Below are 13,722 nucleotides of genomic sequence, written 5' to 3' on the forward strand. Positions count from 1 at the left end.
GCATCTTTCTGTTAGTATTTCTGCTATAATATATAACGTTTTACAATATTATATTTTTAAGGAGAACAACTCATGAAGCGAAAAAAGAGCCATTTAATGGTAATGGCACTTGTTACAACTTTATTATTAACAGCTTGTAATAATAAAGCGAATAAAAGTGACACAGAGGCAAAAAAACAAGTATTAAATGTAACGGTATCAGAAGAAATTCCTTCTCTTGATACTGCGAAAACGATGGATGGTACGTCAGCGCACGTTATGCAAAATATATTTGAAGGGTTGTATGTATTAAATGATCAAGATCAGCCTATTCCAGCAGTAGCAAAGTCGTTTGAAAGAAGTGAAGATGGTAAAAAATATACATTTGATTTGCGTAAAGATGCAAAATGGTCAAATGGAGACAGTGTAACAGCCAATGATTTTATGTTTGCGTGGAGACGGGCGGTAAGTCATGAAACAGCGTCTCAATATGCGTATATGCTCTTTTACGTGAAAAATGCGAAAGAGATAAATAAGGGAACAATGCCTCTTGATGAACTTGGGGTTAAAGTCATAAATGATTATAAGTTAGAAGTGGAACTAGAACAGCCAATTCCGTATTTTTTACAGTTGTTAGCGTTACCTATATACTTACCACAGTACGAATCATTTTTAAAAGAACAAGGAAAGAATTATGCATTGGAACCTAGTAATCTCATATATAACGGTCCATTTGTATTAGAGAAGTGGAAGCATGAACAAGAATTTCAATTAAAGAAAAATGATACATATTGGGATAAAAAGAAAGTGAAATTAGAAGAAATAAACTTTCAAATTGTGAAGGATACAATGACAGCAGTAAATTTATATGAAGCTGGCGATTTGGATCGAGTACCAATTAATTCTCAATTTGTAGACAAGTATAAAGGGAATAAGCAATTGCATATGTCGAGCGATCCTGGAATTGCAATGCTCCGTTTTAATGAAAAAAATAATGCGTTAGCAAATAAGAAAGTGCGTCAGTCTATCTCATTAGCGTTAAATAAAGAAGATTTTGTAGCTCACTTTATTAATAACGGCGCAAAACCTGCAAGTGGACTTGTACCAGTTGGTCATATAAATGAAGCGACTGGCAAAGATTTTAGAAAAGAAAACGGAGATATTTCTCCATACGACTTACAAAAAGCGAAAAAGATTTGGGAAGAAGCGAAAAAAGAACTTGGAGTAGAACAAATAAAACTCGAGTTTTTAACGTTTGAACAAGATAACGCAAAACGTATGGCGGAATATATAAAAGGTGACTTAGAGAAGAATTTGCATGGATTAACGATACAAATTAAACAACAGCCATTTAAGCAAAAGTTACAATTAGAACAAACAGGTGATTACGATATATCTATGGTAAATTGGGGACCAGATTATAAAGATCCAATTAGTTATTTAGAGCTATTTACGACAAGTAATCCAAATAATAAAATGAATTATTCTAATCCTCATTACGATGAGCTAATAAAAAAAGCTAAAAATGATCTTATACTAGATCAAAAGAAAAGATGGGAAGCGTTGCGAGAAGCTGAGCAGGTCATATTAGAGGACGCTGCGGTAGCACCGCTTTATCATATTGGTTCCGCTTATGTACAAAGGGATTATGTAAAAGGAATTGAAAAGCATCAATTTGGTGGCGTTTATACTTATAAGAATGCTTATATCGATAATAAGTAAAACTATTAATCAAAAAAGAAACCTTACTTTTAAAAGTGAGGTTTCTTTTTTTGGAATTATATCTATTAAACCGATTTTAATAAAGAATAAAAATTCGTATCATAGGGGATATCATCTTGATACATATAGTTTTTTAGAACTCCTTCTTTTTCAAAACCTAATTTTAATAGTACTTTATTTGAAGCCTCATTTTCAAGAAAGACAATTGCTCCGATGCGTTTTAAATGAAGTGTGTGGAAACCGTATGATATAACTTCAGAAACCGCTTCAGTCGCATATCCATTTCCCCAGTGTTCAGGGAAAAAGGCATAACTTATATTTGCTCGTTTATGTTCGGAAGACCAATCATGAAAACCAATTGTTCCAATGAGACCTTTCTTGTCTTTTAATTCGATTCCCCATTTAATGCCGTTTCTTGCGTTGTAACCCAACTTAAAATTATTAAGGATTTGCTTTACTTGATCCAAATTTTGCAATGGTTTTTGGCCATAATGGCGCAGGACATCGGTATTAGAAAAGCACTGTAATATACTCGGTGCATCTTCTTCGGTAAGTTCTCGTAAAATGAGCCGGTTGGTTTTTAATATAGGAAACATGCCTTCACTCCATTTCTTCTGAAACTAGAATGTGTTGTTATTATATAATTTAATCTGAAAATAAAGATTATTCAAGGTGTAATGATGATTTTGATTTATGTTAAAATTAATTGTGGAATATATTTCAAAAAGAGGTTTAGATATGGAGAAAAACTCAATTTTAATTGTAGATGATGATCGAGATATTATTCGATTCGTTAATGAAAATTTAAAACAAGAAGGTTTTACTGTCTTTAGTGCTGACAACGGAGAAGAGGCGTTAGAGGTATTGAATAATAATGATGTTCAATTTGCTATCCTTGATGTTATGATGCCTCAAATGGATGGGATTGAATTGTGTAGAAGGATAAGAGAGAAATATAGTTTACCAATTATGTTTTTAAGCGCGAAATCATCGGACATAGATAAAGTCGTTGGATTTAGTACTGGGGCAGATGATTATATTGTGAAGCCGTTCAGTACAATTGAATTTATAGCAAGAGTGAAAGCTCAATTAAGAAGGTATACATATTTCAATCAAAATGCTGTTCAAGTAATAAAAAAGGAAATAAACATTAGAGGTTTAGAAATAGATGAAGTGTCGAGAACAGTAATGTTATATGGAGAAACAATCAATCTTACGAAAACTGAATATGATATTTTGTACTTAATGGCCGCTGCAATGAATCGTGTGTTTACTATTGAAGAAATATATGAAAGCGTTTGGAAAGAAAGGGCCTATGAAAGTAATAATACAGTAATGGTTCATATTGCAAGATTAAGAAATAAAATTGAAGAGAATCCAAAAGAGCCGAAGTTTATTCAAAATGTTTGGGGAGTCGGATATAAAATTGAAGATTAAATCATTACAAGGCATGAGAGCTAAGTTTTTTATCGCATTCATATGTAGCATTTTGTTAGCAACTGTAAGTATAATAGCGTTTCAAATTGCAATTGGAAATATATATAGTCATGTTACTGCGTTAGAGGAAAAATATTCATTTTTATATTTAATAGTTTTTTTAATTTTTACTACAATATACTTTGCATTCATGACAAAAACAACGATGAAAAGATTATCTGAAATTAACAAGAGTCTGAAGGAAATAAGTAATGGTAATTTGGAAATACATATACCTATTTCAAAAAATGACGAGATTGGTGAATTAGCAGCGAATGTTAATAGAATGGCCAAAAGTTTAAAAGAGTCTATAGAGAATGAAAAAAAATCGCAAGAAATGAAAAATGAAATGATTAGTAATATTTCTCATGACTTACGAACACCTGTAACATCCCTAATAGGTTACGCGGACCTGTTAGGAAATCAGCTGCATTCAAATAGAGAAGAATGTGAACAGTATGTAAGTATATTAAAGCGAAAAAGTTATGAATTGAAAAATCAAGTAGATGATTTATTAGAATATTGTCAAATAAATTATAGAGAGATCGAATTACATAAAAGTGTAGTAAATATGAAAGCGTTCATTGAACAAATCATGATTGATTTTGTACCACAACTAGATGATGCCGATATGAGCTTTTGTATTAAAGGTGATAAGGTGTTACATGTGGAAATGGATGTAGCGGTTATGGTGAGGCTATTCGAAAATGTAATTAGTAATAGTATTATGTACGGGAAAGACGGAAAGGAGCTTTTAATTCAAGTTTCTAAAAGAGATATGAATGTTGAAATAGAAATTAAAAATTTTGGACAATGCATTCCGAATGAGAACCTTCCTTACGTTTTTGAAAAGTTTTATCGTGGTGAAAAATCACGTAGCTCTCATACGGGTGGAAAAGGAATGGGGCTTGCAATTGCGAGAAGTATTGCGGAACTTCATAAAGGAGATATCACTGTACGTAGTAACGATAAAGAAACGGTTTTCACTATCGTTTTACCGCGGTATAAAGAAATGTAAGAAAGTCGTAAGTATTTCTTTCATATGTCGTAATTTTTACTTCGTATCATGGGGAACAAAGATAGGAGAGTAGGGATACAGCATGTGGAAGAGACTTTTATTAGCGATTATAGTTGCTTTTTTAATTATAAGTTGGAGTTTAGTTTATTTAGGTAATGGCGTTACATCAGTCTTTGTGTGGTGGATTATACAGGCTTTTAGTGTAATTTCAGTTTGTCTCTTAATAGGCTCAGCAGTAATGTTTGTTTGGAAAGGCATTTTTAGAAAGCGGATAGATGGAACGCTACTATTAATAGTTCTGTTTTCTACCATTGGAGCTTGGCCCGTGGGGTGGTTCGCTAACATTGGGAGAATTGCATACCCAGTAGATGTACAGTCTATGAGTCCTAAAGTAGTCGTTCGTTTTCCTTTGAATGAACGAGCATTGATAGGTTGGGGCGGCGATAAATTAGAAACGAACTATCACGTTATAAAACCAAATGAACGATGGGCATACGATATTCTCATTCCACCTGCTGAAGTGAAAAGTAGTAAGTTAGAGGATTATGGAATATATGGAGCGAAAGTAATGGCACCAGCTTCTGGGACAGTTGTATCAATTAAAAATGATGAAATAGATTTAGTTCCGGGATCGGATGATTTTCAATCGATGGCGGGAAATCATATTTATTTACGACTGGATGAAACAGGTACATTTTTGTTTCTTGCCCATTTAAAGAAAGGATCAATTAAAGTGAGGGAAGGCGAACATGTAAATGAAGGAGAATTTCTTGCCCAAGTCGGTAACTCAGGAAGTTCAAGTGAGCCGCATTTACATATTCATCATCAAAGGCAGGATCCATCTAAGGTGAGCATATTTCTTTCGGAAGGATTACCACTTTATTTTCGAACTGAAAAAGGTGCGATAATGCCAGAAAGAGGGACATACATAAGTGGTAAGTAGAAGGAAATCATTTCATCCAAAAAGGGTATTCCAAATTAAATTTGGAATACCCTTTTTTATTAACCTACAAATGTTTGATACAGTAAGAAAATATTTAAAGCGATAATAAGTGCAGCGATTAACCACGTGATAAATGTTGTAATGCGATGGTTGACGAGTGCGCCCATAATCTTCTTATTACTTGTAAACATAATAAGTGGTACTAATGCAAAGGCAATACCGAACGATAAGACAACTTGACTCATAACGAGAGCGTAAGTTGGATTTACACCTAAAGCGATAATAACGAGAGGCGGAATCATTGTTATAAATCGGCGTAAGTATAACGGAATATGCATTCGAATGAATCCTTGCATAATAATATCACCAGACATCGTACCAACAGAAGAACTAGATAAACCTGCTGATAAAAGTCCAATTCCAAATAATGCAGCAGATACAGGACCGACTAAATTACTGAACTGGTTAAAAGCAACATCAAGGTCTTCAACGTGCAAGCCGTTTTTAAAGAATAGTGCAGCTGCTACAATTAACATACTTGCATTAATTGCTCCAGCGATAACCATTGCAATAATAATATCGATGAATTCGAAGCGGAAAATCTTTTTCTTTTGTTCATCATTTGTTCCGACTACACGGCGCTGCGTTAAGGCCGAATGTAAATATATCGCGTGCGGCATTACTGTCGCACCTAAAATTCCAGCTGCTAAAAGGATGCTATCTACACCTTGGAATTTTGGAGTGAAAAGTCCTGAGAGTAGAGGGCTTAATTCCGGTTTTGCGTAAAAGATTTGGATACCAAAAGCGATAACAACGATAAAAATCATACCTGTTATGATAGCTTCTAATGGACGAAAGCCTCTGCGTTGAAATTCAAGAATAATAAATGATCCAACTGCTGTAATTAAAGCAGCTGGTAACATCGGAATTCCAAATAGTAAGTATAAGCCAAGTGCTGCCCCGATAAATTCAGCTAAATCTGTAGCCATAATAACGAGTTCCCCTTGTATCCATAAACCGATGGAAACTGGTTTGGGGAAGTTTTCGCGAGCTACTTCAGGAAGATTTCTCCCAGTAGCGATTCCTAATTTAGCTGATAAAGTTTGAATTAATACAGCCATTAAATTAGAAGCGAGTATTACCCAAAGTAATAAATACCCATATTGTGATCCAGCTGCGATATTTGTAGCGAAGTTCCCAGGATCAATATAAGCAACTGATGCGATAAAAGCAGGTCCTAAGAATGGTAACAGTCTTTTAAAGCCTTTTGTTTGTCCACTTAACGCTAAATGGGCTGATTGAACTGTTGTACTTTGAGAAGGGACTTGTTTATCTTTTGTTATATCTTTATTCATAGTAGTATTCCCCTTTGAAATCTTAACTTGATTAAAGTTTCACTTTATTCTTACTCATTATTTCAATACATTTAGATATATGATGTGGCAATTTCATTTGAACATAAAAGTTTCCTTAATGCAAATTATATGACTGTGTGCAATGAATGGTGTGACGATGCAAAAATATTTTGGGAGTTTATGGTTGATGAATAAGGGAGAAGATAATAAATTATAGGGCTGTTTTTGAAATTTATGTGAACATACAGCCTATATTACATCATATTAATTGATGGAAATGAAATTGTATGATATATAATATATTGGGATTACAACCTAACCGTAGTGTTTTGTTCTGTAATCTTGTTTTTATTTTTGTTAACTTATAGAAAAAATTGTAAATAGAAGAAAATAGGCTAAGTACAATTTAGTATGTATTTTCTTATTATATATGTTTTGATATGAACGTTAACTTATACATGATTTTAAAATTTAGATAGGTGGTAGAAATACATTGGCAACTACAAAACCATATAGAGTATTACTGTATTACATGTACACAACAATTGAAAATCCAGAAGAATTTGCTGAACAGCATTTAGAATTTTGTAAATCACTTGAGTTAAAAGGAAGAATTCTTGTAGCGACAGAAGGAATTAACGGAACTTGTTCTGGAACTGTTGAGCAAACAGAAAAATACGTGGAAGCGATGAATAATGATCCACGTTTTGCTGGAATCGTGTTTAAAATTGATGAGGCGGATGAACATGCATTCAAGAAAATGCACGTACGTCCTCGTTCAGAGTTAGTTACACTTCGTCTAGAAGACGACATTAACCCGAAAGAAATTACTGGGAAGTATTTAGAACCAAAAGATTTTTATGAGGCAATGAAACAAGAAGATACAGTTATTATTGATGCACGAAATGATTATGAATTTGATTTAGGGCACTTTAAAGGTGCAATTAAACCAGATATTGAATCATTCCGTGAATTACCAGATTGGATTAGAGAAAATAAAGAAACACTTGAAGGTAAAAAGATTTTAACGTACTGTACAGGGGGAATTCGTTGTGAGAAATTCTCAGGTTGGTTAGTTCGCGAAGGTTATGAAGATGTAAGCCAGCTTCATGGCGGAATTGTAACGTACGGAAAAGATCCAGAAGTACAAGGTGAACTTTGGGATGGTCAATGTTACGTATTTGATGAGCGTATCGCTGTACCAGTAAACCAAAAAGAGCACGTTATCGTTGGTAAAGATCATTTTACAGGTGAACCTTGTGAGCGCTATGTAAACTGTGCAAACCCTGAATGTAACAAGAAAATTTTATGTTCTGAAGAAAGTGAAGCAAAACATTTACGTGCATGTTCTCATGAATGTCGTGTACACCCACGTAATCGTTATATCGTGCAACACGAATTAACTGAAGAGCAAGTAGCTGCTACATTAGAAAAAATCGAAGCAGGTAAGTAAGCGGAAATAGTTTAACAAAAACGAGAAGAAGTTACTCCAAAGTTTATTTTAGAGTAACTTCTTTTTTGCCAATTTTTATCGGTAAGTCGATATATTTAAAAAATCGCTGATATATTTTGAGTTGCACCGATATATTCGGAAAATCGCTGATAAAAATTTCATTTACTGAAGTGCGCCATGAATTTGTAATTTGAAAATAATCGTCTTTAATTCTTATCTTCTTTTTCTTTAACGGCAGAAAGTACAGTTTGTTTTACCCATGCTTTTCGGTTTTTATGTTGCATCGCCCATTGATATAAACTATGAGCACCTAAAATTAGAGATATACATATCCCACTAATAGATAAAAATAGGGCGAAATATTCAAGAGGAGTATAAGAAACTACATGCCCCTCACTTTTTTTTCCTATAAGATCAATTAGTGTAAATCCAAACATTTGGCCCACTACAGAGTAGAGAGTTAAAATTAATAATAAAAGGCTATCTTTTTTAGATGCAACATTTTCTTGATATTTAAACAAGCCATCAAGATTTTGTTTCGCATTCGTGAACAGTATTTCAATATTGAAAAGTTTTCTTAAACGAAAGAAAATATCTTCACTTTGTGACTGAGATACTAACTCTAAAGAAAAATAATTAGCTGTAAACGAATTAATAGAGTAAATTAACTTTTCTATCTCATTTGTATCTTGTTCAATATTTAGTTCAGCATAAGCGTTTGCCATTTTTAACAATACAATTTTATGGAATAAGTTTAATAATAAAGCGTAATAAAACTCCCCATACATTTGGCTAGCAAGTTTAGCTATTTTATTATCATCTTCGTTCGTAATACATGTGAAAATATGTTCTTCCATTATGAAATAACGATTAGGAGCCCACCTTTGATAGGCGTGCTGTTTCAAGTAATCATTTATATAAGGGAGATTGTTCGCACTTACATACGGTTTACCATCACTTGTTAATCCAGAAAGACTGGAAGTACGATAAACATCAATAACGTTAAGTTCCATATGTTGTTTTAGCGATAACAAAGTTTGCACGTACATTCTTTGGTCTTCAAAAAAAGGAAAAGTTTGAAAGTAAGAACTTCTTAATCTTTTCTTTTCAAAAAAATCTGTTAAACCGTTAAATAAATAACCGAAAATGAACTTTTCAACTTGGGAATATTTTTTCCCCGCACATGTTATGCAAATGCTTTCGTCCATTTCATCTCTCGTTTCAAGTACGCGGAATCGTGCAGCGAATTCTATTGCTTCTGATAATGTCATATTTGGAGAGATGTTAACTTCTGTTCGGATTGTTAGAAACCCAAGTTCATAAGGACAAAGTGTTACATCAATTGAGTGCACTGTGAATGGGACAGAGATAAGATTTGTTGTTAAATGGCCGTTTAAATTGAGACCTTTAGAATAGCGCTGTAATCCTTTTTGATGCTCAGAATGAGGGAAGAGAATTTTATTCGTAAATGAAAGATAGTATGCTTCCATATTTTGATGTGAAACATGGAACTCCCCGTAATATGTATTTTCATCTTCAAGATGATCGAGTCGAAAGGGCCGGAAATCATTTTTTTGTAAGAAAGGGAACATATTTTGTTCATATCCACTTTTGAACGAAAATGGGAAAATAAATTGAAAAATAGCTGTTGATACATATTTTTCTTCGATCGTTTGTATTGCCTCCATTTATATTGTTTCCTTTCAATGTAAGCTATAGAAACAACATGCCCTAATCTGCTAAAAAATAACCAGAGGATTTTTATATAATTAAGAATGAAAATTCAGCTTATTTATTAGGCGACATGTATAATGTTATGTATACTAAAAGGAGTAGAATTGTGTTTTGAAAAGGGGGATGTATTATGCGTATTTTAGTATTAGGAGCTGGAGGCGTTGGAGGTTTTTTTGGTGGACGACTTGCCGAAAAGGGAGAAGATGTAACTTTTCTCGTACGTAGTAAACGGAAAGAACAATTAGAGGAAAAAGGTCTTGTTATCCGAAGTATTAACGGCGATTTTTCATTTCAACCGAAGCTAATAACGAAAGAAGATATTACCACTCCATTTGATGTGATTTTATTCTCAACAAAAGCGTATCACCTAAACGAGGCAATAACAGATTTGAAACCATTTGTAGGAGAGAATACAGTAATAATTCCAGTGTTAAATGGTATCGCTCATTTAACACTATTACAAAAGGAATTCGACGTGGAAAAAGTAATTGGCGGTTTATGCTTTATCGAGACGACGTTAAACGATCAAGGAGAAATTGTACAAACTAGTGTTGCCAACAGACTTGTATTTGGGGAAATTAAGCCTCAAGATTCAGAGAGAATAAAGCTTATTTCTAAAACATTTGCAGATACAAAAGCTAGTTTTGTTTTAAGTGAAAATATTGTGCAAGATATGTGGCATAAATATTTATTTATCACCGTAATGTCAGGTGTGACAACATTAATGCGTGCGCCGATAGGACCGATTCGCGAGAGTGATGGAGGCCGAGAATTTATTAGAAACTTATTTGAAGAATCAGTGCAAATCATGAAATCTATGGGGGCTCCAGTTAAGGACAATATCGTCCAGGAACATATGAAAACGATTGATAAAATTTCGTATGATATGAAGTCATCTATGCAGCGTGATATGGAAAAAGGCTCGCTCATTGAAGGGAAATACTTGCAAGGGTATTTACTTGATTTAGCAGAACAGTTTTCGATAGATACTCCTTTGTTAGGAGCTGTGCATCAAAATTTAAAGGTATATGAAAAAATGATTTTAAATAAAGAAATGGTATGAAAAAGAGTAAAGGATAGCAAAATATAAATGTTGCTATCCTTTTTTTGTTTCTTTTTGACAATTTATTCGTTTCTTTTCGGTTTATCTGTCGTATTTCGTTCTCTTTCACGTTTACCATATAGCTGATTAATTTCATTTGCTACTGCATCTAAATATGAATCGGAAAAAAGTGGCTTCTTTTCTTTAGACATACGGGTCTCCTTTGTGGATTTTTAGTATTCATTATGTATATTTTTCAGTGGATTATGCGCAATCGTTTTAATTTTTTTCTTTTTAAAAATTTTTGTTTACTTTTTGAAAATAAAGGAGTATTATAATCCACAGTTTCAATTTTCTAAATCGCTGAAGCCGCATGGTGCGGGGGACCCGTTCTTATGGATTAGTACATAATCCAATGGGGTGAATCCTTGAAAAAGGTAGGGCTACTCATAGGCCCGAATCCGACAGCTAACCTCGTAAGCGTTATATTGAGAAGGAAGGTGGAGCTTGTGCGACAAAAAAAATAATGTCTACAAGTCTATTTCATTATGGCTTGTAGACATTTTTTGTTTTCTGAAGAAATAGTTTATCCGCTGTAATTAGCAGAAAAATTCGTGCAAAATTATTGGAGAGTGGACAGCGTTGGTTTCATCTATCAAAAGGTTTTTAATTGGAAGGCCGTTAAAATCAACTGAGTTAGGAGAGCAAAAGCTTAATAAAACGAAGGCGCTAGCAATTTTATCTTCTGACGCATTGTCATCGGTTGCATACGGACCAGAGCAAATTTTAATTGCTTTAGCAGGTCTTGGAGCAGTAGCTTATTGGTATTCCATTCCGATTGCTATTGGGGTATTAGTATTATTGACAGCTCTTATTTTATCTTATCGACAAATTATTTTTGCTTACCCTCATGGCGGCGGGGCATATGTTGTATCAAAAGAGAATTTAGGGATGAATCCAGGCTTAATAGCAGGAGGATCTTTATTAGTTGATTACATTTTAACGGTTGCAGTAAGTGTATCTGCGGGTACAGATGCGCTCACATCTGCTTTTCCTAGCTTACATGCACATAATGTAATCATTGCGATTATATTTGTCATATTGATTACCATCTTAAATTTAAGAGGCGTAACGGAATCAGCTTCCGTTTTAGCATATCCTGTTTATTTATTCGTTTTAGCACTATTTATATTAATTGGTGTAGGGATATACAATATTTTAACGGGACACGTTTCGCAGGCTTTGCATTCGCCAATTGGAACGCCAGTTGCAGGAATTAGTTTGTTCTTACTGTTACGAGCATTTGCTTCAGGAAGCTCTGCTTTAACGGGTGTTGAGGCGATATCTAACGCAATTCCAAACTTTAAAGATCCTGCACCTAACAATGCAGCGAAAACATTGCTTGCAATGGGTGCATTACTTGCAGTTTTATTTTCTGGAATTGTCTTTTTAGCTTATTATTACGGAATTAATCCAAGTAAGGAAGTAACAGTCGTTTCACAAATTGCTGAACAAACTTTTGGACGTAATTTCATGTACTATTTCATACAAGGTACAACAGCTTTAATATTAATTCTTGCGGCTAACACAGGTTATTCTGCATTTCCGCTATTAGCGGTTAATCTTGCAAAAGACAAGTTCATACCGAGAATGTTTACGATTAGAGGAGACCGCCTAGGTTATTCAAACGGTATTATTATACTTGGGATTTCTTCGATTATTTTAATTGTAGCTTTTCAGGGGAAAACAGAACACTTGATTCCGCTATATGCAGTAGGGGTATTTATTCCGTTTACACTTTCTCAAACTGGAATGGTACTAAAATGGCTTCGTGAAAAGCCTGAAGGATGGGCTTTAAGATTAACGCTTAATTTAATTGGTGCAGTCATTAGTTTTATCGTAATGAGTATGTTCTTTTTAACTAAATTCGCACAAGTTTGGTCGATCCTTATTTTCTTACCTGCCATTATCTTCTTGTTCCATCGAATAAAGAAGCATTATGATGCAGTGGGGGATCAATTAAGTTTAAAAACTTGTGAACCACTTGTTCCGATTGAAGGGAATGTAATTGTCGTTCCTGTAGCTGGTATGACTCATGTAGTAGAAAATTCATTGAACTATGCTAAGGCTCTTTCTGCAGATCAAGTTATCGCTGTATATGTTGCTTTTGACAGAGAAGAGGAAAAGAAATTTGAAGAGAAATGGGAGAAGTGGCAACCTGAAGTAAGGCTTGTTACATTACATTCTCATTATAGAAGCATTATTCAGCCGCTTACAAAATTTATTGACACAGTGCAATATAAAGCGAGTGAATCAAATTACCGAGTTACGGTCGTTATACCACAGTTTATTCCGAAAAAAGGTTGGCATAACATTCTTCATAATCAGTCTAGTTTACTCATTCGTGCGTATTTACTCTATAAAAGAAATGTTGTTATTACGACAGTACCGTATCATTTGAAAAAGTAAGGAAATTTTTTAAGGATAACTTCACGAAAGTGAAGTTATCCTTTTTGTGTATATGCTATGCATAATTGCATATGGATCCGAAAAGTATATTAGTATAATTTTAATGATTATGAATATGTAGTGTTTCCTGTTGTGGTATATAGATAGTTTAATCGAGAAAGTGAATTGAATTTTATTTTGGGATAAGGACATGAGATCTTGAAAATAAAGGGAATTAAAATACTTCTTTACGTTATATAAATAGCTGTGTTTAAATGACCTTACAGTACAAAACTTACATGAAAACAAAACGAAATTTCATACTTTCATACGTTAATTGGTTTAAAATGAATAATATTTTCATGTAATATATTCACTGTGTGAATGTGGAAATCGCAATAAAATAGAAAATTTATACAGTTTTATTCATACTAAGCACATATGAAAAGTTATGAAGTGTTTTATAACAATAAGTAAGTACTGTAGAAAAAAGTTAGAAGAGATGGTTCGTACATGACTCACGGTGAGAACGTTCTCTATTTTTAACCATCT

11 protein-coding genes and 1 riboswitch are annotated in these 13,722 nt (G+C 33.7%); of the genes, 7 read left to right on the forward strand and 4 right to left on the reverse strand.

Annotation, left to right across the window (positions count from 1 at the left end):
* The first annotated feature begins 72 nt into the window (after positions 1 to 72).
* Positions 73 to 1,701: a peptide ABC transporter substrate-binding protein gene (locus tag AC1DKZ_RS12380; protein ID WP_427328508.1), complete on the forward strand. Its 1,629-nt coding sequence runs from the start codon at positions 73 to 75 to the stop codon at positions 1,699 to 1,701.
* A 65-nt stretch (positions 1,702 to 1,766) separates the two neighbouring features.
* On the opposite strand, the gene AC1DKZ_RS12385 is transcribed toward AC1DKZ_RS12380, so the two are convergent.
* On the reverse strand, positions 1,767 to 2,297 hold the full coding sequence (locus AC1DKZ_RS12385; RefSeq protein ID WP_476996341.1) for a GNAT family N-acetyltransferase: 531 nt from the start codon (positions 2,295 to 2,297) through the stop codon (positions 1,767 to 1,769).
* 142 nt (positions 2,298 to 2,439) lie between these two features.
* Here AC1DKZ_RS12385 and AC1DKZ_RS12390 point away from each other — a divergent pair, with 142 nt between their 5' ends.
* The 3 genes from AC1DKZ_RS12390 (at position 2,440) to AC1DKZ_RS12400 (ending at position 5,138) form a co-directional block, all read left to right on the forward strand.
* Positions 2,440 to 3,138, forward strand: coding sequence for a response regulator transcription factor (locus tag AC1DKZ_RS12390; protein WP_476996342.1), 699 nt, complete (start codon positions 2,440 to 2,442; stop codon positions 3,136 to 3,138).
* A complete protein-coding gene (locus AC1DKZ_RS12395) occupies positions 3,128 to 4,195 on the forward strand; it encodes a sensor histidine kinase (protein ID WP_404444389.1) in 1,068 nt (355 codons plus the stop codon). Before AC1DKZ_RS12390 ends, AC1DKZ_RS12395 begins: the two co-directional genes overlap by 11 nt.
* An 82-nt stretch (positions 4,196 to 4,277) precedes the next feature.
* Positions 4,278 to 5,138, forward strand: coding sequence for a M23 family metallopeptidase (locus AC1DKZ_RS12400; protein WP_476996343.1), 861 nt, complete (start codon positions 4,278 to 4,280; stop codon positions 5,136 to 5,138).
* 59 nt (positions 5,139 to 5,197) lie between these two features.
* On the opposite strand, the gene AC1DKZ_RS12405 is transcribed toward AC1DKZ_RS12400, so the two are convergent.
* Complete coding sequence (locus AC1DKZ_RS12405; RefSeq protein WP_476996344.1) at positions 5,198 to 6,493, reverse strand: Nramp family divalent metal transporter; 1,296 nt, start codon at positions 6,491 to 6,493, stop codon at positions 5,198 to 5,200.
* Positions 6,494 to 6,986: 493 nt separating this feature from the next.
* On the opposite strand from AC1DKZ_RS12405, the gene trhO reads away from it, so the two are divergent.
* Positions 6,987 to 7,946 (forward strand): oxygen-dependent tRNA uridine(34) hydroxylase TrhO, encoded by a 960-nt coding sequence (gene trhO / locus AC1DKZ_RS12410; RefSeq protein ID WP_002086277.1) that lies wholly within the window; start codon positions 6,987 to 6,989, stop codon positions 7,944 to 7,946.
* 206 nt (positions 7,947 to 8,152) lie between these two features.
* Here trhO and AC1DKZ_RS12415 read toward each other — a convergent pair whose 3' ends face one another.
* Complete coding sequence (locus AC1DKZ_RS12415) at positions 8,153 to 9,634, reverse strand: hypothetical protein (RefSeq protein ID WP_476996345.1); 1,482 nt, start codon at positions 9,632 to 9,634, stop codon at positions 8,153 to 8,155.
* Positions 9,635 to 9,810: 176 nt separating this feature from the next.
* Between AC1DKZ_RS12415 and panE the strand changes: the two genes are divergently transcribed.
* On the forward strand, positions 9,811 to 10,743 hold the full coding sequence (panE, locus tag AC1DKZ_RS12420) for a 2-dehydropantoate 2-reductase (protein ID WP_476996346.1): 933 nt from the start codon (positions 9,811 to 9,813) through the stop codon (positions 10,741 to 10,743).
* Positions 10,744 to 10,805: 62 nt separating this feature from the next.
* On the opposite strand, the gene AC1DKZ_RS12425 is transcribed toward panE, so the two are convergent.
* Complete coding sequence (locus AC1DKZ_RS12425; RefSeq protein WP_002086273.1) at positions 10,806 to 10,934, reverse strand: hypothetical protein; 129 nt, start codon at positions 10,932 to 10,934, stop codon at positions 10,806 to 10,808.
* 139 nt (positions 10,935 to 11,073) lie between these two features.
* Positions 11,074 to 11,220, forward strand: a riboswitch (cyclic di-AMP (ydaO/yuaA leader).
* Between the two features lie 144 nt (positions 11,221 to 11,364).
* Between AC1DKZ_RS12425 and AC1DKZ_RS12430 the strand changes: the two genes are divergently transcribed.
* Positions 11,365 to 13,191 carry an APC family permease gene (locus AC1DKZ_RS12430; RefSeq protein ID WP_476996347.1) on the forward strand — a complete coding sequence of 609 codons (1,827 nt, stop codon included), beginning with the start codon at positions 11,365 to 11,367 and terminating at the stop codon, positions 13,189 to 13,191.
* The last annotated feature ends 531 nt before the right edge of the window (positions 13,192 to 13,722 follow it).

It is taken from the genome of Bacillus sp. 05T21, assembly GCF_056396785.1.

What these genes read in the sequence shown, in the direction of transcription:
- AC1DKZ_RS12385 (WP_476996341.1), bottom strand. Translation starts at nt 2,297, where the DNA reads ATGTTTCCTATATTAAAAACCAACCGGCTCATTTTACGAGAACTTACC.
- AC1DKZ_RS12405 (WP_476996344.1), bottom strand. Translation starts at nt 6,493, where the DNA reads ATGAATAAAGATATAACAAAAGATAAACAAGTCCCTTCTCAAAGTACA.
- AC1DKZ_RS12425 (WP_002086273.1), bottom strand. Translation starts at nt 10,934, where the DNA reads ATGTCTAAAGAAAAGAAGCCACTTTTTTCCGATTCATATTTAGATGCA.
- AC1DKZ_RS12380 (WP_427328508.1), top strand. Translation starts at nt 73, where the DNA reads ATGAAGCGAAAAAAGAGCCATTTAATGGTAATGGCACTTGTTACAACT.
- AC1DKZ_RS12415 (WP_476996345.1), bottom strand. Translation starts at nt 9,634, where the DNA reads ATGGAGGCAATACAAACGATCGAAGAAAAATATGTATCAACAGCTATT.
- panE (WP_476996346.1), top strand. Translation starts at nt 9,811, where the DNA reads ATGCGTATTTTAGTATTAGGAGCTGGAGGCGTTGGAGGTTTTTTTGGT.
- AC1DKZ_RS12390 (WP_476996342.1), top strand. Translation starts at nt 2,440, where the DNA reads ATGGAGAAAAACTCAATTTTAATTGTAGATGATGATCGAGATATTATT.
- AC1DKZ_RS12400 (WP_476996343.1), top strand. Translation starts at nt 4,278, where the DNA reads ATGTGGAAGAGACTTTTATTAGCGATTATAGTTGCTTTTTTAATTATA.